The 23,602-nt window shown below is 71.8% G+C and carries 21 protein-coding genes and 2 tRNA genes; 8 read left to right on the forward strand and 15 right to left on the reverse strand.

What is annotated here, in order from left to right; translation table 11 throughout:
* Positions 1–10: 10 nt before the first annotated feature.
* From thrS to AB0937_RS20470, 3 genes are all read right to left on the reverse strand, one after another.
* On the reverse strand, positions 11–1,987 hold the full coding sequence (gene thrS / locus AB0937_RS20460; protein ID WP_366713487.1) for a threonine--tRNA ligase: 1,977 nt from the start codon (positions 1,985–1,987) through the stop codon (positions 11–13).
* A 167-nt stretch (positions 1,988–2,154) separates the two neighbouring features.
* Positions 2,155–3,372 (reverse strand): hypothetical protein, encoded by a 1,218-nt coding sequence (locus tag AB0937_RS20465; RefSeq protein WP_366713488.1) that lies wholly within the window; start codon positions 3,370–3,372, stop codon positions 2,155–2,157.
* Positions 3,369–3,935 (reverse strand): DUF4365 domain-containing protein, encoded by a 567-nt coding sequence (locus AB0937_RS20470; RefSeq protein ID WP_366713490.1) that lies wholly within the window; start codon positions 3,933–3,935, stop codon positions 3,369–3,371. Before AB0937_RS20470 ends, AB0937_RS20465 begins: the two co-directional genes overlap by 4 nt.
* A 169-nt stretch (positions 3,936–4,104) precedes the next feature.
* Here AB0937_RS20470 and AB0937_RS20475 point away from each other — a divergent pair, with 169 nt between their 5' ends.
* Complete coding sequence (locus tag AB0937_RS20475) at positions 4,105–4,833, forward strand: 3'-5' exonuclease (RefSeq protein WP_366713676.1); 729 nt, start codon at positions 4,105–4,107, stop codon at positions 4,831–4,833.
* Positions 4,834–4,918: 85 nt separating this feature from the next.
* On the opposite strand, the gene AB0937_RS20480 is transcribed toward AB0937_RS20475, so the two are convergent.
* Positions 4,919–4,990: transfer RNA gene (locus AB0937_RS20480), tRNA-Val, on the reverse strand.
* A 39-nt stretch (positions 4,991–5,029) separates the two neighbouring features.
* A complete protein-coding gene (locus AB0937_RS20485; RefSeq protein WP_366713491.1) occupies positions 5,030–5,476 on the reverse strand; it encodes an SRPBCC family protein in 447 nt (148 codons plus the stop codon).
* Positions 5,477–5,573: 97 nt separating this feature from the next.
* Here AB0937_RS20485 and AB0937_RS20490 point away from each other — a divergent pair, with 97 nt between their 5' ends.
* The 4 genes from AB0937_RS20490 to AB0937_RS20505 all read left to right on the forward strand — a co-directional run bounded on the left by AB0937_RS20490 (position 5,574) and on the right by AB0937_RS20505 (position 11,613).
* Positions 5,574–7,958 (forward strand): hypothetical protein, encoded by a 2,385-nt coding sequence (locus AB0937_RS20490; RefSeq protein ID WP_366713493.1) that lies wholly within the window; start codon positions 5,574–5,576, stop codon positions 7,956–7,958.
* 207 nt (positions 7,959–8,165) lie between these two features.
* Positions 8,166–9,827, forward strand: coding sequence for a helix-turn-helix domain-containing protein (locus AB0937_RS20495; protein WP_366713494.1), 1,662 nt, complete (start codon positions 8,166–8,168; stop codon positions 9,825–9,827).
* Between the two features lie 248 nt (positions 9,828–10,075).
* On the forward strand, positions 10,076–11,395 hold the full coding sequence (locus AB0937_RS20500; protein WP_366713496.1) for a diaminopimelate decarboxylase: 1,320 nt from the start codon (positions 10,076–10,078) through the stop codon (positions 11,393–11,395).
* Positions 11,396–11,406: 11 nt separating this feature from the next.
* Positions 11,407–11,613 (forward strand): hypothetical protein, encoded by a 207-nt coding sequence (locus tag AB0937_RS20505; RefSeq protein WP_366713498.1) that lies wholly within the window; start codon positions 11,407–11,409, stop codon positions 11,611–11,613.
* Between the two features lie 52 nt (positions 11,614–11,665).
* Here AB0937_RS20505 and AB0937_RS20510 read toward each other — a convergent pair whose 3' ends face one another.
* From AB0937_RS20510 to AB0937_RS20540, 7 genes are all read right to left on the reverse strand, one after another.
* Complete coding sequence (locus AB0937_RS20510; RefSeq protein ID WP_366713499.1) at positions 11,666–14,401, reverse strand: Tat pathway signal sequence domain protein; 2,736 nt, start codon at positions 14,399–14,401, stop codon at positions 11,666–11,668.
* 113 nt (positions 14,402–14,514) lie between these two features.
* A complete protein-coding gene (locus AB0937_RS20515) occupies positions 14,515–15,144 on the reverse strand; it encodes a hypothetical protein (RefSeq protein ID WP_366713500.1) in 630 nt (209 codons plus the stop codon).
* A gap of 7 nt (positions 15,145–15,151) precedes the next feature.
* Positions 15,152–16,039 (reverse strand): carbohydrate ABC transporter permease, encoded by an 888-nt coding sequence (locus AB0937_RS20520; RefSeq protein ID WP_366713502.1) that lies wholly within the window; start codon positions 16,037–16,039, stop codon positions 15,152–15,154.
* Positions 16,036–17,043 (reverse strand): sugar ABC transporter permease, encoded by a 1,008-nt coding sequence (locus AB0937_RS20525; RefSeq protein ID WP_366713504.1) that lies wholly within the window; start codon positions 17,041–17,043, stop codon positions 16,036–16,038. The genes AB0937_RS20520 and AB0937_RS20525 overlap by 4 nt, the downstream gene beginning before the upstream one ends.
* Complete coding sequence (locus AB0937_RS20530; protein ID WP_366713506.1) at positions 17,043–18,332, reverse strand: extracellular solute-binding protein; 1,290 nt, start codon at positions 18,330–18,332, stop codon at positions 17,043–17,045. Before AB0937_RS20530 ends, AB0937_RS20525 begins: the two co-directional genes overlap by 1 nt.
* A 710-nt stretch (positions 18,333–19,042) precedes the next feature.
* Positions 19,043–19,114: transfer RNA gene (locus tag AB0937_RS20535), tRNA-Val, on the reverse strand.
* Between the two features lie 46 nt (positions 19,115–19,160).
* On the reverse strand, positions 19,161–19,619 hold the full coding sequence (locus tag AB0937_RS20540; protein ID WP_366713507.1) for a TIGR02611 family protein: 459 nt from the start codon (positions 19,617–19,619) through the stop codon (positions 19,161–19,163).
* Positions 19,620–19,810: 191 nt separating this feature from the next.
* On the opposite strand from AB0937_RS20540, the gene AB0937_RS20545 reads away from it, so the two are divergent.
* Complete coding sequence (locus tag AB0937_RS20545) at positions 19,811–20,224, forward strand: SsgA family sporulation/cell division regulator (RefSeq protein ID WP_004002642.1); 414 nt, start codon at positions 19,811–19,813, stop codon at positions 20,222–20,224.
* Positions 20,225–20,536: 312 nt separating this feature from the next.
* Positions 20,537–21,097, forward strand: coding sequence for a CGNR zinc finger domain-containing protein (locus tag AB0937_RS20550; RefSeq protein WP_366713509.1), 561 nt, complete (start codon positions 20,537–20,539; stop codon positions 21,095–21,097).
* Between the two features lie 101 nt (positions 21,098–21,198).
* Here AB0937_RS20550 and AB0937_RS20555 read toward each other — a convergent pair whose 3' ends face one another.
* Both AB0937_RS20555 and AB0937_RS20560 read right to left on the reverse strand, forming a co-directional pair.
* Positions 21,199–21,417: a hypothetical protein gene (locus AB0937_RS20555; RefSeq protein ID WP_366713685.1), complete on the reverse strand. Its 219-nt coding sequence runs from the start codon at positions 21,415–21,417 to the stop codon at positions 21,199–21,201.
* A 156-nt stretch (positions 21,418–21,573) separates the two neighbouring features.
* Positions 21,574–22,011, reverse strand: coding sequence for a hypothetical protein (locus tag AB0937_RS20560; protein WP_366713510.1), 438 nt, complete (start codon positions 22,009–22,011; stop codon positions 21,574–21,576).
* 177 nt (positions 22,012–22,188) lie between these two features.
* On the opposite strand from AB0937_RS20560, the gene AB0937_RS20565 reads away from it, so the two are divergent.
* Entirely contained in the window at positions 22,189–22,713 is a 525-nt protein-coding gene (locus tag AB0937_RS20565) for a DsbA family protein (protein WP_366713512.1), read from the forward strand.
* Positions 22,714–22,746: 33 nt separating this feature from the next.
* Here the strand turns inward: AB0937_RS20565 and AB0937_RS20570 are convergent, their stop codons facing one another.
* The gene (locus AB0937_RS20570) at positions 22,747–23,571 is read right to left on the reverse strand and encodes a GNAT family N-acetyltransferase (RefSeq protein WP_366713514.1); all 825 of its coding nucleotides are present in this window, start codon (positions 23,569–23,571) and stop codon (positions 22,747–22,749) included.
* Positions 23,572–23,602 lie beyond the last annotated feature (31 nt).

Below are 23,602 nucleotides of genomic sequence, written 5' to 3' on the forward strand. Positions count from 1 at the left end.
CACGGTCCGGTCAGACCTGAGCGCGTTCCTCGACGACCTTGAGGATCTTCGCGATGGCCTCGTCGAAGGGGATGCCGTTCTCCTGCGAGCCGTCGCGGTAGCGGAAGGACACGGACTCGTGAGACATGTCCTCGTCGCCCGCGATGACCATGAAGGGCACCTTCTGCTTCTGGGCGTTGCGGATCTTCTTCTGCATGCGGTCGGAGGAGGAGTCGACCTCGACGCGCAGGCCCTTCTTCCTGGCCGCGGCGGCGAACTTCTCCAGGTACTCCACGTGCGCGTCGCCGATCGGGATGCCGACCGCCTGGACCGGGGCCAGCCACGCCGGGAAGGCACCCGCGTAGTGCTCCAGGAGGACCGCGAAGAAGCGCTCGATGGAGCCGAACAGCGCGCGGTGGATCATGACCGGGCGGGTCTTGGTGCCGTCCGCGGCGGTGTACTCCAGGTCGAAGCGCTCGGGCAGGTTGAAGTCGAGCTGGATGGTCGACATCTGCCAGGTGCGGCCGATGGCGTCCTTGGCCTGGACGGAGATCTTCGGGCCGTAGAAGGCGGCGCCGCCCGGGTCCGGCACCAGGGGCAGGCCCTGCTTCTCGGCGACCTGGCGCAGCGTCTCGGTGGCCTCCTCCCAGGCCTCGTCCGAGCCGACGAACTTCTCCGGGTCCTTGGTGGACAGCTCCAGGTAGAAGTCGGTCAGGCCGTAGTCGCGCAGCAGGCCGAGGACGAAGGTGAGCGTCTTGTCGAGCTCCTCCGACATCTGCTCACGGGTGCAGTAGATGTGCGCGTCGTCCTGGGTGAAGCCGCGGGCGCGGGTCAGGCCGTGCACGACGCCGGACTTCTCGTACCGGTACACCGTCCCGAACTCGAAGAGGCGCAGCGGCAGTTCACGGTAGGAACGCCCGCGCGCGTCGAAGATCAGGTTGTGCATCGGGCAGTTCATGGGCTTGAGGTAGTAGTCCACGCCCTCGTCGAGCTGCATGGGCGGGTACATGCCGTCGGCGTACCAGTCCAGGTGGCCCGAGGTCTCGAAGAGCTTCCCCTTGGTGGCGTGCGGGGTGTAGACGAACTCGTAGCCCTCTTCCTCGTGGCGGCGGCGCGAGTAGTCCTCCATGACCCGGCGGATGATGCCGCCCTTGGGGTGGAAGACGGCGAGGCCGGAGCCGATCTGCTCGGGGATGGAGAACAGGTCGAGCTCGTTGCCCAGCTTGCGGTGGTCGCGCTTCTCGGCCTCGGCGAGGAACTCCAGGTGCGCCTTCAGCTCGTCCTTGGTGGGCCAGGCGGTGCCGTAGATGCGCTGGAGCATGGGGTTCTTCTCGCTGCCGCGCCAGTAGGCGGCCGCGTTGCGCATCAGCTTGAACGCCGGGATGTTCCGGGTGGTGGGCAGGTGGGGACCGCGGCAGAGGTCCTTCCAGCACAGGTCACCGGTCTTGGCGTCCAGGTTGTCGTAGATCGTCAGCTCGCCGGCGCCGACCTCGACGTCCGCGCCGTCGTCGTGCGAGGCGGAGCCCTTGAGGCCGATCAGCTCCAGCTTGTACGGCTCGTCGGCCAGTTCCTCGCGGGCCTCGTCGTCGGTGACGACACGGCGGGAGAAGCGCTGGCCGCGCTTCTGGATCTCCTGCATCTTCTTCTCGATGGCCTTGAGGTCATCGGGGTGGAAGGGCTTCTCGACGTCGAAGTCGTAGTAGAAGCCGTCCTTGACGGGCGGGCCGATGCCGAGCTTGGCCTCGGGGAAGAGCTCCTGCACGGCCTGCGCCATGACGTGGGCGGTGGAGTGGCGCAGGATGTTGAGGCCGTCCTCGGAGGAGATCTCGACGCCCTCGACCTCGTCGCCGTCGGACAGGGCGTACGACAGGTCCTTGAGCTCGCCGGCCACGCGCGCGGCGATGATCGAACGCTCGCCGGCGAAGAGCTCGGCGGCCGTAGTGCCCGTCGTCACCACGCGTTCTTCCCGCTCGGAATCGCGCTGGATGATCACACGGACGTCTGACACCGGTCTCTCCTGACTGAAGGGGGCTGCGGCGCCATACCCGAGCGCGCGCACGAGTAAGGATCGTACCGACCCGGGACCGCCCGACGCGAAATCGATCTCCGCGGTCCCCTGCCCGGGCTTCGCCGGTGCCCTCCCCGGGCCTCGTGCGTCCTCTCCCGCGGGCTTCCTCACTCCCCTCCGCAGGCGCCCTCGAAGAAGTCGAGGTTCTCGTGGAGCTCCTTCATCATGCGGTCCCGCTCGGCGTCGTCGACCTGGACGGGTACGACGCCGTGGGCACCGGTGAGGCGGCGGAATCCGCCCCGGCTCTCCAGCCGCCCCTGCACCCGGACCGGGAGCCCGACGAGGTGGGCGTGCCCGGCGATCCGGTACGCCTCCTCGTCGAGGGTGATCCTCACGTTCGGCACGTCGGCACCGGCCAGCACGCGCAGCCGTACCGTGCCCTCGCCGCGCGGCCCGGACCTGCGCAGCCGTACCACCGCTCCCGTGATCCGCACCGGCACGGCGGGTTCCTCGCGGAGATAACGGGCTCCCGCCTCGCGCAGCACCGGCAGGTCGCCGGGTGAGAACTCGACGGGCTCGGCGGAGGGGGCGCACCCCTCGGGCACCCCGGCCGCCGGTGCCCACTCGACGGCGATCCGGGCGCCCTCCGTGCCCCGGACGAGCGCCACCAGGGCCTCGGTGAGCTCGTGGCTCACCCCTGCCTCCACCGCGGTGCCGAAGCCGTCCATGCCGCCGGTGGCCCGCTGGTAGTCGATGGCCTCCCGGGCTGCGAACAGGGCCTGGTGGAGGCGTACGGCGAGGGGGCGGCCGCCGGCCACCGGCACGAACGCGGTGAGGCGGCCGTCGGCGGCGGAGCCGACCAGGACGCTCTCCAGGGCCGCGGCGGCGGCGCGGCGGTGACGGGCGCCGTGGTAGCCGGCCCGGGCGCGGGTGGCGAGGGCCGCGGCGAGCAGCATCCGTCGGGCGGCGCCGCGCAGCCGGTCCTCGACGGTCCAGGCCGCCGCGCCGGCGGGCCCCGCGGGGACGTCGTGCCACCAGCGGATCTCGTCGCTGGGCACGGCGAGGGAGACGAGCACCTCGCGGGCGGACGGCGAGCCGCTGCGGGACAGGGCGAGCAGGGCCTCGCCGAGCAGTTCGTCGCTGTCGGGGAAGGCTCGGCTCTCCGGCACCAGGAGGCTGGTGCCGCCGGCGCCGGGGCCGGGCGGGGTCCAGCGGCCGTAGCGTCCGGGAGCGCCGCCGCGCCGCTGCCAGCCGTGCCGGCGCAGCAGGGTTCCCAGTACGGCCGGGTCGATGTCGGCGGGCTCGGGCGGGGCGCCGCTCCAGGTGGTGTCGACGGGGTGCGGCCGGACCTGCCTCAGTGGTTCCTCGGTCGGGCGGTGCGTCACGGTTTCCCTCCCGTCCCGACCCGCGTCATGATCTCGCAGAGGGCCCGGTCGTCGAAGATGCGTGAGGTCGGTATGCGCACGGTCGTGCGGCGGCGGCCGGTGATCGGCTGTCCGGCGAGGTTGGTCCAGTAGCAGCAGTGCCTGAGGTCGAGCCGGTCGTGGCCGGCGCGCAGCCAGTCGTCGCGGGAGCGCGGCACCAGCATCACCACGAGGATCTTGTGCACCGACACGGGGGTGCGGGCGAGCTTCGCCAGGTGGTCGTTGTCGAGCGTGAAGGAGAAGGTGCGGCCCGGGGGGTTGGGCGGCACCTGGTAGGTGGCCTTGAGCTGCACCTTGATGGTGACCTCGTCGTCGACCGTGTGCCCGGGGGCGCTGTGGCTGACGTGCCAGTCGATGCCGTTGTCGGGAAAGGGCTGGGACAGCGAGCAGCCCGCTGCAGCCGCGACGGCGTGCAGATAGCCGACCTGCAGTGTCTCCATGCAGGCGGTGGTGGCGAGAGTGCCGCGAGAGGGAGCCGTGCGCTCGGGCAGCAGCCCGCCCCGTTCGGGCTGCGCAATGGCCATGGCCGACAGCCTTCCAGAACAAGTGATTTCCCGCTGCGGGCCGCTGAACTGCAGCGACCCGTACTCCTGTTGTCTCCTTCCGGCGTACGGCGCAAACAGCCCGGGTATCACCGGATCGGGCAGCGGACGGTGCGTCAACTGCCGAGAGTGAACGAGGGGTTGTGTGGCGATGACGACGTGCTGGTACGAAGGGCCGCTGGCCGCCTTCGACACGGAGACGACGGGTGTGGACGTCGAGACCGACCGGATCGTGTCGGCCGCCGTCGTGGTGCAGGATGCCCCGGGCATCCGGCCGCGGGTGAGCCGCTGGCTGGTGAACCCGGGCGTGCCGGTGCCCGCGGAGGCGACGGCGGTGCACGGGCTGACGGAGGAGCACCTGCAGCGCAACGGCCGGTGGCCAGCGCCGGTGGTGTACGAGATAGCGCAGGCGCTGGCCGAGCAGGCGCACGCGGGGCGGCCGGTGGTGGTGATGAACGCGCCGTTCGATCTGACCCTGCTCGACCGGGAGTTGCGCCGCCACCGCGCCTCGGCGCTCGGCCGCTGGTTCGAGTCGGCGCCGCTGTCCGTGCTGGACCCGCGGGTCCTGGACAAGCACCTGGACCGCTACCGCAAGGGCCGCCGCACCCTGACCGACCTGTGTGCGCACTACGGCGTCGCCCTGGAGGGCGCGCACGACGCGGCGGCCGACGCGGTGGCGGCGCTGGAGGTCACCCGGGCGGTGGGCCGCAGGTTCGCGTCCCGGCTGGAGCGCCTCGCCCCGGGTGAGCTGCACACGCTGCAGGCGGTGTGGCATGCGGCGCAGGCGCGGGGCCTGCAGGCGTGGTTCGCGCGCAGCGGTGTGGACGAGGCGGTCGACCCGGCATGGCCACTGCGTCCGGATCTGCCGGCGGCGGCCTGAGCGTCCGGCGCGCCGGACTCCGGGCCCACAGGGGCGCGAGGGCATGAAAAAACCGGTCCGTCTGCGACGGACCGGCTGTTTCCGGTGGGCGATACTGGGTTCGAACCAGTGACCTCTTCGGTGTGAACGAAGCGCTCTCCCACTGAGCTAATCGCCCGGGAACGCACTGAACCATACAGGCCCGGGCACGTTTCCTTCAAACCGCTCGGAGATGCCTGAGGAGCCCGCGCCGCCCGGACCGCATCATCAGCGCGTGGTTGGCGCGGAAGAGGGGGCGTCCCGGCACGGCGAGCCGCCGCAGCAGCGGCTTGTGCACGCGGACGACCTGGTCGTACCGCGCGAGGCTGCCCGGCCCGCACGGTGTCACGGTCCAGCGCGCCCAGCCTTCGATGTCCCCGGCCAGGGACGTCTCCAGCACGCCGGCCTCGGGGTCGTGCCGCACCTCGCGCGCCGTGAAGGTCATGTCGTACGGCAGGACGGAGCGGACGCGGATCACGCCGGTGGTGTCGTCGAGCCGGGTCACCTCCCGTACCTGGCGCCACCAGTGCGGGTAGCCCTCGGGGCGTTCCAGCACGCCGTACACGGTGGCGGGGGGTGCCGGCAGGGTCCACAGACTCCGGAAACGGTAAAGGTTCCAGTCCATTCCGGCAGTCTGCCCACTCGTGACGTGGGCTGTCTGAGTACGCGCCTGAGTACCGGCACTCATGCCATGCGGGGTGACCCGGACCACACTGCGGTCCATGACCCACCTTCCGCCCCCGGCCGAGGAGTTGCGGCTCCTCGATGCCGAACTCCGGCAACTGGACGCCCGGCGCGCCCAGTTGCTGACCCGCCGCGCCTGGCTGGTCGCGGCCCTGCACCAGGCGCAGCAGCGCCCGCACGCCCAGGCTTCGCCACGGCCGCCGCACGCCGCACCGGCCCGGCCGGAGACGGCCGCGCCCAGCGTGCAGAACGTGCTGCTGGTCCTCGGCGGTGTCCTGCTCACGCTCGCGGCGGCGGTGTTCACCCTGGTCAGCTGGGGGCACATGGGCATCGCCGGGCGGGCCCTGGTGCTCGGCGCGGTCACGCTGGCCGCACTCGCGGCGCCCGTGGCCCTGCTGAGGCGGGGGCTGCGGTCGACGGCCGAGTCCGTGGCGGGCCTCGGGCTCGCCCTGACCGTCCTGGACGCCTACGCGCTGCACGCGGCGGCCCTCGCCGGGACGGACGGGACCGGGTACGCGGCCGCCGCGACGGCGGTGCTCGCGGTGGCCTGGACCTCGTACGGCCTGCTGCCCGCCGCGTCCGCGCTGCGTCTGCCCCTGCCCTGCGCCCTGGCGGCGGCCCAGGCCCCGCTGCTGCTGTGGGCCGTGGCCGCCGATGCGGGTCCCTACGTGATCACGGCCGCGCTGCTGGTGACCGCGGGGCTCGACGCGGTGGCGGTGGCGCGGTTGACGGCCGGGGCGGTGCGGATCACCGCCGTCGTCGGCGCCTACGGCATGGGCTGCTGGGGCGTGCTGGGGGCCGGCTGGCTGTCCCTGACGGCCGGCGGTCCGGGTGACGCCTCCCGCGCCGGGGCGCTGCTGCTGCTCGCGGTGGTGATCGCCGTGGGTTCGGCCCGGCGAGGTCCGGGCGCCGGGCACGCCCTCGGCCTCGCGGTGACGGCCGGGCTGCTCGTCGTGGGCGCGCTCGGCGGAGTGGTGCGTTCCGTGGTGCCGTCGGAGTGGGTGGGCCCGGCTCATCTCGCCGTCGGCATCGCCCTGCTGGCGGCGGTACGGGCCGAACGGCTGCCCGACGCGCTGCGACGGGGGTTCGGGTGGGCCTCCGGTGCCGTGCAGGCGCTGGCCGTGCTGACGACGCTGCCCGTGGTCGTGGTGGTGCTGCTGGGTCCGGCCGGCCGGCTGGGCCGGGTGTGGAGCGGTGCGCCGTCGGACGCCCGTGCGGCGGTGGCCGTCGACGTGCCCTGGCCGCCGCACGCGACGGTCGCTCCGGCGGTGCTGGTGGCCGTGGCGGCGGTGCTCGCCCTGGCGGTCCGTACGGAGGTGTGGCGTCCGCGGGCCCGGCTCGGTGCTGCCGGCCTGCTCTGGGCCACGGCGTTGATCCTCCCGGCGATCCTGGAGATCCCGTACGCCGCGGGCCTGTCGGTCCTGGGTGTGCTGACGGCGGCGGCCCTGTACGCGTGCCGGATCACGGCCTCCGCCGCGCAGGTCACCGCGCTCGTCCTCGCCCTGGTCACGGCGGCCGGTCTCACCCTGGTCTCCCTCGCGTCCCAGCCCGCGACCCTCGCCGTGCTGTCCGCGCTGACGACGCTGTTCGCCGCTGCCTCGTGGCGGGCGGGCGTCGCCCCGTTCACGACCCCGGCTGCTCTCGTGTACGCCGGCGCGCTGGCCTCGGCGTCGGGTGCCGCCGCGGACTGGGCGCCGGCCCGGACCGCCCTGCTGGTCCTGCTGGTCGCCGCTGCCGCCGCCCTGCTGGCGCCGCGTCTCGGTGCGTCCCGGGCGACGGTGCCGGTCGAGGCCGTGGGAGCCGCCCTCGGGCTGTTCGCCGTGGCTCTGGCCGTCACCGACCCGCCGATGCTCGCGCTGGTGCTGGCCCTGTGCGGGGTGATAGCCGCGGGCACGGCCCTGCGCGCCGGGCGCCGTCCCGCCGGCTACGCGGCCACAGCCCTCTTCGTGCTGGCCGCGTGGGTCCGCCTGGCCGCCTGGGACATCGGCACGCCCGAGGCCTACACCCTTCCCGTGACCGTGCCGGCGCTGCTCGTCGGAGCGCTGCGGCGGCGCCGCGACCCGGAGGTCTCCTCGTGGACGGCGTACGGCCCCGGGCTCGCCGCGACCCTCCTGCCGAGCCTGGTCGCGGCCTGGGCCGACCCCCGGTGGACCCGGCCGCTGCTGCTGGGCGTCGCGGCGCTGCTGGTCACCCTGCTGGGCGCCCGGCACCGGCTGCGGGCACCGCTGGTGCTCGGCGGCTGGGTGCTGGCCCTGGTCACCCTGCACGAACTCGCCCCGTACGTCGTCCAGGTGACGGGGGCCCTCCCCCGCTGGGCGCCTCCCGCCCTGGCCGGCCTCCTGCTGCTGGCGCTCGGGGCGACGTACGAGCAGCGGATCCGGGACGTCCGGCGGATGCGGGAGGTCCTGGGGAGGATGAACTAGTGCCGCGGCAGGCACCGTTTGCCCGTGAAGGAGCGGCGTGGCGAACGGTGCCGGCCGCGGCAGTAGTGCGACTCCCCGCGGTTCGCGCCGTCAGCGCCTCCGTGTGCCCCGAAGTCCCCTCGACGGCGGTCCGGGCCCGTGATGTCATACGTGGTCTCCGAACGGCCGCCGGACGGCGGGGCGGTCGGGCTGGGACGGGGAGGCACCATGACGGACCTGGGGGAATCGTCGGGCCGGGGCCCGGGCGCCGAGGAAGAGGGGACGCTGGAGCGTCTGCTCTCGGTGGTGGGGGCGGGAGCCGTGGAGTTGCACACGGCCCCGGCGGGGCTGCGGACGAAGGTCACCGGTGTCCATGTGCTGGACGCCCTGGAACCGGTGATCCGAGCGCGGGAGTTACTGCTCGCGGTCGGCGTGGACCCGCGTTCCGCGCACGCGGTCGACGTGGTGCGCCGGGCCGGTGAGGCGGGTGCGGCGGGCGTGGTGTTCGGTCCGGGGCGGGCGGAGTCCACCGTGCGGGCGTTGCAGGCGGCCGCGGAAGAGACCGGCACGGCGGTACTCTTCCGCACCGCCTGGTGCACGTGGGCACAGCTGGTGGGGGTGCTGAGGGCGGGGCTGGCCGCGGCGGGCGCGCCCTTGGTGCCCACGGCCGGCGATCTGCGCCTGGGCGACCTGGACTCGCTGGCCGACGCGGTGGCCGCCCTGGTGGGAGGCTCGGTGACGATCGAGGACACGGAGTCGCGGGTGCTGGCCTACTCCTCCACGGAGGAGAACGTGGACGAGATGCGCCGGCTGACCATCCTCGGCCGTCGCGTGCCGCCCTGGCGGGTGGCGGCCATGCGGGAGGCGGGGTTCTTCCAGGCGCTGTGGGGTGCGGACGACGTGCTGCACCGGCCCGCCCGAGGACAGGATCCGGAGCGTCTGGTCGGTGCCGTGCGGGCGGGCGGAGAGGCGCTCGGGTCCATCTGGGTGGCGGCGGTGGCCGGCCGTCCGCTGTCGCCGAACGCCGCGGAGACGCTGCGCGCGGCGGTCCGGGCCGCCGCCGCCCATCTGCTGCACCACCGCACCCACAGCTCCGACGGCCGGCTGGTGGAGGACGCGGCCCGGGCGCTGCTGGAGGACCGCGGCTCGGTCGAGGTGCTCGCGGAGCGGGCCTGGCTGCCGCCCCGGGAGCCGTGTGCCGTCCTGGCGGTGGGGACCGGCACCGGCCGCCCCGCGGGCGACGAACCGGCCGGGCTCCACGGCCTGCTGACCTTGCACTGCGCGGCCCTCGGCCACCGGGTCGTGGTGGTCCCGGCGGGCGGCAGGACCCTGGTGCTGCTGAGCGGGCTGGAACGCGACCCAGGGCGGGCCGACGCCCAGGTGAGACGGCTCGGGAACGCCCTGGCCGAGCAGCTGTCGGCGACGCTCGGCTCGACGGTGAAGGCAGGGCTCGGTGACGTGGTCCCCGGCCTGGCCCGGGCGCCCGAATCCCGCAGGTCGGCAGAGCAGGCCCTGCAGGCGCTCATCGCGTCCGGCGGGCCGCACACCGTGGCGCGGAGCGAGGACGTCGCGGACACCGTGGGCATCCTCCAGGTCGTCGACGCCCTGCGCGAGTTGGCTCTGCCGGCGCGGACGTCGGTGGCCCGGCTGCGGGAGTTCGACGCCGGCCACAGCGGCAGTTGCCTGGTGGAGACCCTGCGCGCCTACCTCGACCACTTCGGTGACGTGTCCGCCGCCTCGCGCGCCCTGGGCGTGCATTCCAACAGTCTGCGCTACCGGTTGCGCCGCATCACGCAGGTGTCCGGGCTGGACCTGGACAGCCCCGACGCCCGGCTGCTGGCCCAGGTGCAGTTGCGTCTGGGCGGCGAGGCCGACGGCACCCATCGCTGAGCGCCTTGCACCGGGGCTCGACGACGTAGGCGGTCCCTCGTTTGACCGCGGCCACCATCGAGGGGGCTCCCCGTTGTCGTATCGGACAACGGCTCTGCCCAGCAAGCGAGTTGTCGCCGCCGAACGTCTTCCGTGCGGCCCGCGCCTTTGACGATTCGACGAAGACGCCGGCCGGGTGCGGACCGCAGCCTGGTGGTCCACCCCGGGCGGTCCGGGGCGCCGCGCCTACGACACCGGAAGGGCACATCATGACCGGACTGACTGCCGCCGCCGAGCGACGCGAACGGATCCTCCAGGAGGCGGTGCGGCAGGGACTGCTGCATGCCGAGCGGTCCCCACTGGCCGCTTTCGTCGACCTGGACGGCGTCGCGGCGACCGTCGCGTCCCTGCACCGCGCCTTCCCCTCCTCCCCCGGTGTCCTGCACGCGTTCGCGGCCAAGGCGAACTGTCTGGTGCCGGTGCTGGCGGAACTGCGGCGGCTCGGCATGGGCTGCGAGGTGGCCACCCCGGGCGAGCTGGCCCGCGCACTGGCCGCCGGGTTCGCGCCGGAGCGGATCGTCTTCGACTCACCGGCCAAGACGGAGGCCGAACTGCGGCACGCCCTCGACCTGGGGGTGACCGTCAACGTGGACAACTACCAGGAACTGGCGAGGATCGACCGGGCACTCGGCGACAGCGTCCCGGTCTCGCGGATCGGAGTGCGCGTCAACTCCCAGCTCGGCGGCGGCAGCATCGCCGCGATGAGCACGGCGACGAGCACGTCGAAGTTCGGCGTGCCCCTGGCGGACCCGGGAAGCCGGCAGCGGTTGCTGCGCGCCTACCACGACCACCCGTGGCTCACCTGGGTGCACACGCACGCCGGTTCGCAGGGCTGCCCGCTCGACCTCATGGCCGGCGGGGTCGCGCAGGCCGTGGCGTTCGCCGAAGAGGTCAACGCCTCGCTCGGACGGCGCCAGGTCGTCGGCATCGACATCGGCGGCGGACTGCCCGTGAACTTCGCCGACGACGAGACCACACCGACGTTCGACACCTACGTCCGGCAGTTGCGGGCACAGGCACCCGCCCTGTTCTCCGGCCGGTACGGGATCGTCACCGAGTTCGGGCGTTCCGTCCTGGCCAAGAACGGCTTCACCGCCGCGTACGTCGAGTACACCAAGAGCATGGGCGGCCGGCCGATCGCGGTCACCCACGCCGGTGTGCAGGTGGCCACACGGACGGTGTTCAACCCCGACGCCTGGCCCCTGCGCATCGAGGCGCACGAGCCGAGCGGCAGGGCCAAGCGGGGCGGGCCGGTCCGCCAGGACATCGCGGGACCGGCCTGTTTCGCCGGGGACCTGCTGGCGCGTGACCGTGCGCTGCCGCTGCTGGAACCCGGTGACCTCATCACCGCCCCGGACACCGGCGCCTACTACTTCTCGACGCCGTTCCACTACAACAGCCTGCCCGAACCCGCCGTGCACGGGGTCCGGACGGACGGTGACGGCGGGGGTGTCCGCTTCGAACTCCTGCGTCCCGCGCAGGACCCCTGGGACGTACCCGTGCTCGAGCCCGCTGTCGGAGTGAGGTAGGGAGCACTCCGGTGGCACAGGCCAACCGTCGGCGCACCGGCCGGGACGGACCGCTCCTCAGCCAGCGCGCCGCCATCGTCTTCCTGCTGGCGGCCCTGGTCGGCATCGGTGCCACCGTCCTGGCGGCGCTGGCCGGCAACACCTGGCCCGTCGCGGTGAGCGCCGGCGGCGGGGTGACGGCACCTGCCGTGCTGTTCTTCCACCAGATCATCGACTAGTCGGCCGGGTTCCAGGGGCGGCGTCCGTGGAACCCGGCCGGGTCAGGGCCCGCTAAGGCATCTTGTCGCCGAGCAGGGCCAGGTTCTCGATGGCGGCGAGGCCGTACAGCGCGGTGTCGTTGGTGGACACCCAGGTGGCCTCACTGCCCGGCACCAGCGCGGCCGGACCGCTCACCTTCTCCGTCCGCCAGGGCGCCGACTCCTTGTAGCCGTCGGAGTTGTAGAACTTCTCCCAGGCCCGCGCCGCGAGCTTCTCGTCCCCGGTCTTGACGGCCGCGTACGCGTCCAGGCGCGAGTGGCCCTGGAACAGCAGCAGACTGCCGAAGTCGGAGCCGTAGCGGGCCTTCTGTTCGGCCTTGGTGGCGTTGAAGAACCGGCAGTAGTCTAAGTACGCCTCGTTGAACTTCGGCATGTCGACGAGGTCGATGAGCTCGGCGCACAGCTCGTTGAGACCGAACACCGCCGACAGGTGGGAGACGCTCACCACGGGCTGGTCCGCGACGGCGAACCTCCCGGTGTCCAGGTCGTAGAGCCCATTGCCCTGGACGAAGCCGTTGGGCTGGGCCGCGATGGTCTCCATGGTGGACAGCACGCGCGCCTTGGCCTTCTCCCACTTGGGGCCCTTGCGCTCCCACTCCGTCAGCCAGGCCGACACCAGGCCGCTCCAGTCCGTGCCGAAGCCGATCGACAGGGCGTGCCGGTCCGGGGTGTACGGCTCGGTGCGGATCTTGCGGATCGGGTCGAGGACGAGGAACGTCTCGTCGGAGTCGACGTTGGCGTGCATGAGGTCGCCGACGCGTTCGTCCGCCGTGAGGTAGTAGTAGTAGCGCCGGTAGGTGGTGTTGGCGATGCGCTGCTGCTTGGCGCTGTCGGCGAAGTGCTGCACACCGTGCCGGGTGCCGAGACCCGCCCATGTGCCCAGGTGGTAGACGTCGACCTCGCCGGTGTGCCGGGTCATCGCCTCGGCGAAGCGGAAGATGTCGGCGCGGCCGGAGCGCAGGTAGGCGAACCAGAGCCACAGGTCCGGCGACAGTTCGGAGTTGTCCCACGCGTAGCCGCCGATGTCGTACCGCCACTGGTGCCGGTACGTGTCGTAGGTGTGCATGATGTCGCCGTAGTCCCAGAAGCCGTACCAGCGGCGCTGCTCCACCTGGTCCTTGTAGTAGGTGAAGAGGAAGTCGAGGTGGTCCTCGATCTTCGCCTTGGCGGGGGTGGAGCGGTCCGGCTCGGAGTACAGGCCCGGCCCGAAGACCTTGGCCCTGATGAGCTGTCCCGGCGGGGCGGCCAGCTGCGGCAGCACGCGAACGGCCTGGACCTGCTCGGCGAAGCGGTCGGGGGCCGGGGTCGACTCGTTGGCCCAGAAGAGAAGTTCGGAGGTGCGGGCGATGCCGTACGGGGTGCCGAACTCCGGCTCGTAGTCCTCGTAGGTGATGTTGAGGCCCTCGAGCTGCTCGGGGTAGGTGTCCTGGCCCATGCCGTCGTGGTAGAAGCGCATGTCCATGGGCTGTGCCTCGGGTGACCAGAGCCAGAGGGTCACCTCGGCCTCGTCGGTGTGGGCGTCCCGGATGTCGAGCTGCGCGGGGAACTTCTCCCAGAAGTCCCGCAGCCCGAAGGAGAATCCGCCGCTCGCCCCGCCCACGTAGCCGAAGCCGGAGGCGCGTCGGCCACCGCCCGCGGCGACCCAGCCGTGCCCCTTCTTGGTGCGCTTGCGCAGCGTGAAGCCGTCGGCGGACAGCTGCGCGAGGGTGTAATCGCCCCACTCGGGGATGTACCGCAGCCGGGTCGTCACCCGCTGGTCCCAGGTGGCGGGGTCGGGCAGCTTCCGGCCCTCGAACTGGGCCGCCTGCACGGCCGCGCCCGGGTCCCGGCGCAGTCCGGTGATGCCCTTGACGGCCTCGCGCAGCAGCCCGGTGCCGTCACCGCCGATGCGGATGTGGCGGTCGTGCGACTCGTCCCGCATGGGCACCGTGAAGCGGATTCCGAGGCCGCGGATGAAGTCGCCACTGGCCTTGCCCGGCTCCTGCTTGCCGTCGTAGGTGATGGTGTGCACCATGCGGAAGGAGTCGGCGCCGGCGTGGAAGTAGAGCCTGATGGAGAAGGGCAGCCAGCTGCGTCCGCCCTTGCGGTGCTTGCCGTCGATGCGGACGACCGCGCGGACCGGGCCGGCCTGTTCGACTTCGACCTTGGAGATCGCGCCGTCGAAGCGCTCGGTCCTGACCGCGCCCTGGTCCTCGTCCTCGATCTCGGGCTGGCGGATCAGTACGAGCCGGCCGTTCTTCGCGATATCGGTGGAGCCGCGGCTGACGGACTTGACGAGGGTGGAGCCGGACGTGCCGATCCTCGCGGAGATGACGCCGGTCGAGATGTCGATGGTGCCGCCGCGCTTCTGCACGGTGACCTTCTTGACGGGTGCGGCAGGCGTCCCGGCGGCGAGGGTGAGCCTGCCGTCGCCCGAGGCGACCGCGTGCGCGGTCCACTTGAGGGAGCCGTCGGGCCAGTAGGCGAGGGGCCAGGACTGCACGGGTACGGCCTTGCCCGAGGCGTCCGTCAGCGCGAAGGTCTGGTCCTTCCGGTACGCGCCCTTCGGCCAGGGCACGCCGACGGTGGAGCCGGGTGCGGCGCCGAGGCCGCCGTCCTCCAGCCAGTCCAGGGTCACGGGGTCGGCGTCGGCGGGTTCGGCTCTGGGCGCGGCGTGAACGTCCTGCGCCCCCGGCGCCCAGCTGAACTGGGCGGCGGCTCCGGTGACGGCGGCCGCCTTGAGGAGGGACCTGCGGGGGATGGGAGACATGGCGATGCTGCCTTTCCTTGTCCGTGCGGGAAGCGAATCCATGCGCTGGCCAGGGGCATGACAGAGAGAGGTGCGGCGCCGGGCGCCGACCTTGGACATGAGGGCACCGCCGTTCAGCGGTGCCGGTACCGCTCCTCCACGGCGACGGCCGCCGCCGCGACGGCCCCGAGGACGGCGACCGCCAGCGGCGCGGCGAACCGGGCGGACACCACCACCACGGCCAGTCCGCCGACGATCAGGAAGGAGCCGGCCGGATCGAGCACCGTCCGCCTTCCGGCCCCGGCCAGCAGCGTCCGCCACCGGGCCCCGGGCACCCACACGGCCGCCGCACGCAGCCCGGCTACGACGAGCCCGATCAGCGCGACGCCTCCGACGGCCCCGACGAGCGGCCCGCCGGGAATCCCTGCCCGGGCCGCCTGCACGTCCACCCAGACCGCGGCCGATGCCGCCCACCCGGCGACCCCGGCGAGCCACCCGCCGCGCAGGGCCGCGCGGAAATCGGCGACGAACTCCCGCCAGCCACCGCCCTCGTGGGCGATACGGCGTCGCAAGTGCCGCGCCCCGGCGGCGAACGCGGCCGGGTAGGTGACGATTCCCAGCGAGGCCACCGCGATCCACACACCGGTCAGCAGGCACTCGGCGAACACCGCGAACCTTCCCCAGGCTCTCGACTCGGCTCGAGCAGGGGACGCCCCCATGGCCGGTGGCGACTCCCCCCGCGCCTTCACCTGTGTCCCGGCCATGCCCGCCTCAGCCCTTCAGGCCCGACGTGGCCATGCCGTCGATCAGATGGCGCTGGAAGGCGAGGAAGAAGGCCAGCACCGGCAGCAGCGCGACCAGCGACATCGCGATCATGCCACCGTAGTTGGCCAGGCCTTCCTGGTCGACGAACATCTTCAGGCCGAGCGAGACCGTGTACTTGTCGGGCTCGTTGAGGTAGATCAGCGGGCCCATGAAGTCGTTCCAGGAGTTGATGAAGGTGAAGATCGCGCTGGTGATCAGGGCCGGCCGGCTCAGCGGCAGCACGATCGACCAGTAGATCCGGAGGTGCCCGCCGCCGTCGAGGCGGGCCGCCTCGTCGAGTTCCCTGGGCATGCCGCGCATGAACTGCACCATCAGGAAGACGAAGAACGCCTCGGTGGCCAGGTACTTCCCGAGCAGCAGCGGCGTGTAGGTGTTGATCAGCTCCATGTTGCGGAACAGCACGTACTGCGGGATCAGCAGCACGTGGTACGGCAGCAGGAGTGTGCCGATCATCAGCGTGAACAGCAGATTGCGGCCCGCGAACCGGATCCTCGCGAAGGCGTAGGCCGTCAGTGAGCAGGACACCAGGACGCCGACGACCGAACCGACCGCGAGGAAGAGCGAGTTGAAGAAGAAGGTGGAGATCGGGATGTCGGCGATGCCGTCGGCGAGGCTCTTGTAGTTGCCGAGGACCGGGTCGCCCGGGAACAGGTCCAGGCTGCCGACGATGTCCTCGCTCTTCTTGAAGGACCCGCCGACGACCCAGATCACCGGGTAGAGGATCACCGCGAGGATCAGCAGGGACCCGATGTGCCAGGCGAGGGAGCCGGGCAGCTTGCGCCGGAGCGCCCCGGCCGCGGCGGAGGGCTTGATATCGGTAGCCTGCGCACTCATCGGGCGCCCTCCTCGTAGTGCACCCAGCGTTTCTGGGACCAGAACAGCACCGCCGTCACCAGGGCGACCGCGACCAGCAGCAGCCAGGCCATCGCGGAGGCCAGTCCCATGCGGCTGTTCTCGAAGCCCTGGACGTAGAGGTAGCAGGTGTAGACCATCGATCCGTCGGCGGGACCGCAGGCGTTGCCTCCGGCACCGCCGCCGACGATGTACGCCGAGCTGAAGATCTGGAAGGAGTGGATCGTCTCCAGCAGGACGTTGAAGAAGAGGACGGGGGAGATCATCGGCAGCGTGATGTTCCAGAACCGGCGGAACGTGCCCGCGCCGTCGACCTCGGCCGCCTCGTACAGCTCGCGCGGGACCTGCTTGAGGCCGGCCAGGAAGATGACCATGGGGGCGCCGAACTGCCACACGGTGAGCGCGACCAGGCTGTAGATGATCATGTCCGGGTCGCCGGTCCAGCCGCCGACCTCGACACCGAAGATCTTCTGGGTCCGGTCGACGATCGCGTCGTCCGAGAAGATCGCCTTCCAGACGACCGCGACGGACACGCTCGCGCCGATCAGTGACGGCGCGTAGAAGGCGGCCCGGTAGAAGGCCTGTCCGCGCCGGCTCTGGGCGAGCAGCAGGGCCACGCCGAGGGCGGCGATCAGCTTGAGCGGCGTGCCGACGGCCACGTACCAGAGCGTCACCCGCACCGAGTGACGCCAGCGCGGATCGCCGAACATCTCGGAGAAGTTGTCGAGGCCGATCCACCGCGGGGCGTCGAACAGGTTGTAGTCGGTGAAGGCGAAGTAGAGCGAGGCGCTCATCGGACCCGCCGTGAGCAGCAGGAACCCGGCGATCCACGGGGACATGAAGAGATAGCCGGCCAAGTTCTCCCGGCGCCGCCGCCGCTTGAGGGCGGCAGGGCGCGGGGGGTCCACCGGACCGTGCCGCGGCTCGGAGTCCTCGCCCCGGGGCAGGCCCTCCCTCGCGGGGGCGTGTGTCACGGTGGTTCCCATCAGGTACCGAGAGCCGTCTTCGACTCGGTGAAGAACTGCTTGACGGCCTCGCCCACCGAGCGCTTGCCCAGGCCGAGTTCCTCGCCGATGCGCAGGAAGGCGGCCTCGCAGACGTCCGCACCGTTCGGGTGCGGGGTGATCGGCTCCAGAACGCCCGCCTTGACGAGGGACTCCTCGTAGGCGGCGATCGCCTTGTTGACCTCGTCGGCCGGTTGGTACGCGTCGTACTGGGCCTGCGTCGCCGGCACGCCACGGTCGTAGCCCATGATCTCGGCGACCTCGGGGTCGTGCACCATGAAGTCGATGAACTGGGCGACCTCCTTGGGGTGCTGGGTGCGCTTGGACGCGCTCAGCATGAGAGAGCCGAGGTACTGGCCGGTCTTCTTGCCGTCCGTGGTCGGGATGGGGGCCAGGCCGTACTCGCTCCTGCCCTCGGAGGTGTAGCGGACGGTGAAGTTGTCCCAGGTGAACTCACCAGCGGAGATCTCCCCGGCGACCGCCGACTTGGGCTTGATCTGGGCAACCTTCTTCTGGTTGGCGTAGCTGCCGTCCTCGACGCCCCCCTCGGCCTTCGTCCACCAGTCCGTCAGATCCGCCTCGGTGAAGCCGAGCCCGTCCTCGGTGAAGAACGCCTTGCCGTTCTGGCGCAGGTAGAGGTCGTAGAGGTACATGACGTTGTACGGGCCGGTGTCACCGGCGCGCCCCGTCCGGTCGCGGATCTTCTTCATCGCCACGTGGTAGTCGTCCCAGGTCCAGCCCTGCTCCGGCTTCACCCCGGCCCGCGCGTATACAGGCTTGTCGATGACCAGGGCCATGGAGTTCGAACCGACCGGAACGCCGAGGAGCTTCCCGTCGATCTCGCCGAACTTCTCGAGTCCGGCGCGGAATCCGTCCATCCGGAGGTGGCCGGCCTCGGCCTGCTCGCTGAGATCGAGCAGCACGTTCTTCGCGTCGTATTTCCTGAGGAAACCGATCGCATTCTGGAACACGTCCGGCGGATTCCCGCCGGAGGCTTGGGTGTTGAACTTCTTCCAGAAGTCGAGATAAGGCTGGAAGTCCGTTTTCACCTTGATCTTCGGGTACTTCTTCTCGAACAAGGCGATGGTCTTGTTGATGCGCTGGGCACGGTCCTCCGCACCCCACCACGCGTAACGGATCGTCACCGTCCCGTCCGCGGAGGCCCCTCCGTCGCCCCCGCAGCCGGTCGTCGCGGCCAACCCCAACGTGGCTGCCGTGGCTCCGGCCGCCTTCAGGATCGTACGTCTCTCAACATTCCTGCCGTTCACCACGGTTGGGCCTCCCCGCACGTCGTTCCCGCTTGCATGAATCGTTTCAAGTAAGCGCTTGCTGGCACAAGGTACGGAGGGGCTGAGAGTGCGTCAATGATTCGGACAAGAATTTCTTGCCGGGGCAGTGGGTCACGGAGCGGGATGTGGAGGTGGGCCCAGGGGGCGGGGTCCGGCGACATCGCTGGTGACGATGACCTGACCGGGGTTGCCGAGCGGGGCGGGGTGAGCCGGACCGGATACCGACGTGACCGAAAAGCGACCCCGGGCGGCCGGGGAGGACGGTGGGGCCCAGGGGCGGGTTCCGGCCACGGGCCTGCCACAAGGGGGCGCTGCGGGTGCGGCGCCGACGGGGTCGAGGGCGACCGCGGGGCGACGGGGGGATGGACGAGGGCGAGCCGGGGCAGCGACGAGCCGAGCGGTGCTCGACACAGCGGGCGGGCTCGTGACGGCCGGCGCGAGGGCCGGGGCGGGCGCCATTCGGGCTTGGAGGACGTGAGAGCCCTCGACGGCGGAACGCGGCGTCACCGGTCGCCATGGGGATGCGCCGGCCATCGTCGCCGGCCGGCCGGCAGGGGCCACACTCGGGCCACTCGCCGGACGCTGGTGACCGCCGCGCGGGCTTCCCTCAGGAGGCCACGCGACCCCTGCCCCTAGCTGGGTACAACGACGGCGGCCCACCTGCGATGACGCAGGTGGGCCGCCGGTCCGGGTGGGCGATACTGGGTTCGAACCAGTGACCTCTTCGGTGTGAACGAAGCGCTCTCCCACTGAGCTAATCGCCCGGGCGCAGGAAGAACATTACCCCATGTCAGGGGGTGCCTGTGACGCTCACTGGTCCTTGATCTTCCACGGCATGGTGATGCCGAACTTCCACAGGTAGACGCCGACGAGGACGCCCACGATCACCAGCCCGACGGACGTCAGGATGATGTTGCGTCGCCGCACCTTGGGATCGAGGGCCCGCTGGGCCGCCTCCGTGACCTTCCGCTTGGTCCAGCGGAGCACCAGCTGGGCCCAGACGAACTCCGTCGCCCAGATCGCCATGCCGCCGAAGATCACGACCCAGCCCGGCCCGGGAAGGGGCAGCATGATGATGCCGGCCACGACGACCGCGAGCCCGATGACGAAGACCCCGACCTGCCAGCTCACGTGCAGCGCCCGACGGGCTTTGATGAACTCCGGCGCCCGCGAACCGAGCCCGCGGTCCTGCTCGCCGTGCACTTCGCCCGTCCCCGTCTCGTTCGATGCCACGGCCACCTCGCCCGGCTCGTCACTCCCCGTATTCATACGGCCAAACACTACCCGAGCGAAACCAGTCACCGGAATGGACGCACGACTCGAACGATCTCTCGGCCGGAAGAGTTACGTAAAGGCACGCAAAACACTCAGAGGGGTTTACAACGGCACCGTAGGTGGCATGTCGATTTCGCCGACGTGCGAATCCCCGAGCGCACACTGAGCGAAAGGCCCTGGCGCTTATGAACACCACGGTCAGCTGCGAGCTGCACCTGCGCCTCGTTGTGTCGAGCGAGTCCTCCCTGCCTGTCCCCGCAGGCCTGCGGTACGACACGGCCGACCCCTACGCCGTGCACGCCACCTTCCACACCGGAGCCGAGGAAACCGTCGAGTGGGTGTTCGCCCGCGACCTCCTCGCCGAGGGACTTCACCGCCCTACGGGCACCGGCGACGTCCGCGTCTGGCCGTCGCGCAGTCACGGTCAGGGCGTCGTGTGCATCGCCCTGAGCTCGCCGGAGGGCGAGGCCCTGCTGGAGGCCCCGGCACGGGCCCTGGAGTCCTTCCTGAAGCGGACCGACGCCGCCGTGCCGCCCGGCACGGAACACCGGCACTTCGACCTCGACCAGGAGCTCTCGCACATCCTGGCGGAAAGCTAGGGCGAAGCACCCACAAAGCCGCCCGGCGCCGTCGACTCGGGGAGACGGCTCGGGCCCGGACAACCGCATACGGCATGACACCGGCGCCGATACCGCGGCTCACGCGGTCCGGCGCCGGTTCGCGTGCGTACGCCCCCCCGGCCCGGCGCCCTCGCCCTCGCCCTCGCCCTCACACGCGGGAACCATGGCCGGTCCCCCGGCGTTGTATTCGAAGCCGTGTGCGGGCATGTGGGCGGTCCGGCGGTGGTGGAGCCGTTACCATCGGCCAGCATCGGCGGGCGCCCGCCCGACCCTCAGGCCAGGGAGCGAATCGTGCTGATCACCCACGACACCCGGTGCGCCCTCGACACCGTGGTCGATCTGGTGAACACCGCACCGGAGGACGACACGGCGGCGGACGGGCTGCCGGATGTGGTGACCCTCACGGACTTCGTGCGGAATCACGAGATCAGCGATGTCGGGGTGCTCTCGGAGAGCGACCTCTCCGCGGTGCGCAAGATCCGCTCACGCTTCGCCGCCGTCTTCGCCGCCCCCGACGCCCGGACCGCCGCCGGCCAGATCAACGACCTGGTCGCGGCCGCCGGCACCACACCCCGGCTCACGGACCACGACGGCTACGACTGGCATGTGCACTACTTCGCACCCGGTGCCTCCGTCGCCGACCACCTGGCCGCCGACTGCGGGATGGCCCTGGCGTTCTTCGTGGTCGCCGGCGAGCAGGAGCGGCTGCGGAGGTGCGAGGCGCCGGACTGCCGGCGTGCCTTCGTCGACCTCTCCCGCAATCGCTCGCGGCGCTACTGCGACAGCCGCACCTGCGGAAACCGTCTGCACGTGGCCGCGTACCGCGCGCGCCGCAAGGAGGCGGCGGGCTGACCGCCGTCCGGCCAGGGCCGCCGTCCGCCAGGGCCACCGGGCACGGAGGCCGTCGATGCGACGCGGCCCCGGCGGGTGGCGCCGGGTACCGCGGGTCAGGCTCACAGCAACAGCAGATCGTGCAACGAGGCCATGAGCAGCAGACTCCCGATGACCGCCAGGAAGATCATCAGCGGTGGCTGGGAGAGGGCGAAGAGGCAACCGCGCGGCTCGTCCTGCCGGGGACGTGGCTCGTCCCGTGGGAGAAGGGGCTCGTCCCGCGGAGGACGTACCTCGTCCTGCGGCGGTGCGGGGTGGCTCTGTTTCGTCGTGTGCGGCATCTCGCGGCGATGATGGCGCAGGCGCCCCGCCGAACGCGATCAGTGCCCTCGTAACGCGCGGGAGTGCGCCGATTGCGCGAGGTCCGGTTCGGGTTGTGATCACTTTCGCGCGGCGGCGGACCCACTGTGACGTTTCAGCCCCGGGCGGGGCTGCCGTCATATGCCGTGCTTCTTGAGGATGGCCTCGATGTCGCTGAAGTCGTCGTCACCCCGGGAGGCCGGCGCGGGCCGGGCCGCCGGGCGGGCGCCCTGGCCCAGGGAGGGCGCCGAGGCGGGTGCCACCGCGTCGGGCCCGCCGGCCGCGCGGGCCGCGGCCCTGCGCTCCTTGCGGGTGCCGCCGCGCCGCCGCTCCACGGCCCGTGTGGTCATGAAGAGCACCCAGGCCACGCCGAGCACCGCGAACCCGGCCCAGGCCGTCGGGCTGAACGCGGTGTCGGCCAGCCACTCGACGACGCCCGTCATCACCAGGCCGATCGGCACGAGGGAGTAGGCCGCGATACGGACCGCGGCGAGGTAGCGCTTGCGGTACGCGGTGACGACCGCGATGCCCAGGCCCGCCGCGGACACGGCGGAGCAGACGGTCTCGGCAATCATCCGGTCCTCCAGGCGTCACGCGGTCGGGGCGGGGCACTTCGTCCCTTCCATCCTGCACCCGCGGCACCCCGGCGGGCCATGCTCCGGGCCCGGCATCAGGGACATCTCCGGGTCTCCTCCTCCGCAGGTGCCGGTGCGGGCTGCGCCCCCGGCGGCACCTGCTGGAAGACTGTCGGTATGAGCGACTCCTCCTCCGACCGTTCCGCCGCCCCCGTCCTCGAGGTCTGGTGCGACCTCCAGTGCCCGGACTGCCGCACCGCGCTGGACGATCTCCGTGCCCTGCGTGCCCGCTACGGGGAGCGTCTGGAGCTGCGGCTGCGGCACTTCCCGCTGGAGAAGAACAAGCACGCCTTCGCCGCCGCCCAGGCCGCCGAGGAGGCGTGGGAGCAGGGCCGGGGGTGGCCGTACGTCGAGGCGCTGCTCGGCCGGGTCGAGGAGCTGGGACGTCAGGGAGAGTCCTTCCTGGTCGAGCTGGCCCGCGAACTGAACCTGGACGCCGAGGAGTTCGACACCGCGCTGATCGACGGCCGGCACATCCTGTTCGTGGACGCCGACCAGGCCGAGGGCAAGGCGATCGGCGTGACCGGCACCCCGACGTACGTCATCGGCGGTGAGCGGCTCGACGGCGGCAAGAGCCAGGAGGGGCTGCGGGAGCGGATCGAGGAGATCGCGGACCGGCTGCTGGCCGGGCAGGAACACTGACCTCCCGTTGCCCGGCCGTCGGCTCCCGGGCCGCTACAGCAGCGGCTTGTACATGGCGTACTGCGTGGTCGCGTAGCCGAGTGAGTCGTAGAGCCGCTCGGCCGGGGTGTTGCCGGCGAAGACGTTGAGACCGAGGGTCCGCCTGCCCTCGGTGATCGTCTGGGCCTCGGCGAGCAGCATGAGGGTGCGGCCGTGGCCCTTCCCCCGGTGGGCGGCGTCGGTCTCGACGTCGAAGACGAACGCGCTGCTCTCGCGCACCGCCAGCCACAGCGTGCCCACCGGTGTGCCCAGGTGCTCGACGACGCTGACGAGCATGCCGGAGGTGGCGAGCCCGTCGGGCAGGAGGGTGGCGTGGTCGCGCTCGGACTTGGCCCGGGCCTCGGCCTCCGGGACGCCCCGCTCCATCCAGCTGTGCGCGTAGTCCTCCGTGCCCTTCTCCAGCCAGGGGCCGAACTCCGCCTCGGTCATGGGCCGGGCGCGGCTGCCTTCCGGAAGATCCGGCGGGGTGTCGCCGAGGGCCTTCTCCATGCCGCGGTTGCGGACGACGTAGCCGAGTGCCGTGGCGGGCCGGAGCCCGGCCTCGGAGGCGGCCGGGACCGTGACTTCGATGCGGCGGCACCCCCAACCGCGCGCCACCTCCTCCGCGGCGAGCGCGGCGACCGTGGCCCGGCCCCGCCTGCGGTCCGGCTCCTCGATGTGCAGTTCCATGATCCGGGCCACCGCGTCGCCGAACACGGGATGCGTGCCGAGGTGTATCGCTCCCACGGGACGGCTGTTCACGCACACCTGGTAGCGGCGTGAGCGCGTCCCGTCGGCGTTCTGCTGAAGCGGCTCGGTCGGCCGCAGGGTCGTGGTCATCAGGGGTGTTCTACCCGCAACCACGGCCGTG

It is taken from the genome of Streptomyces sp. NPDC047880 (assembly GCF_040706515.1).
Lineage (GTDB): Bacteria > Actinomycetota > Actinomycetes > Streptomycetales > Streptomycetaceae > Streptomyces.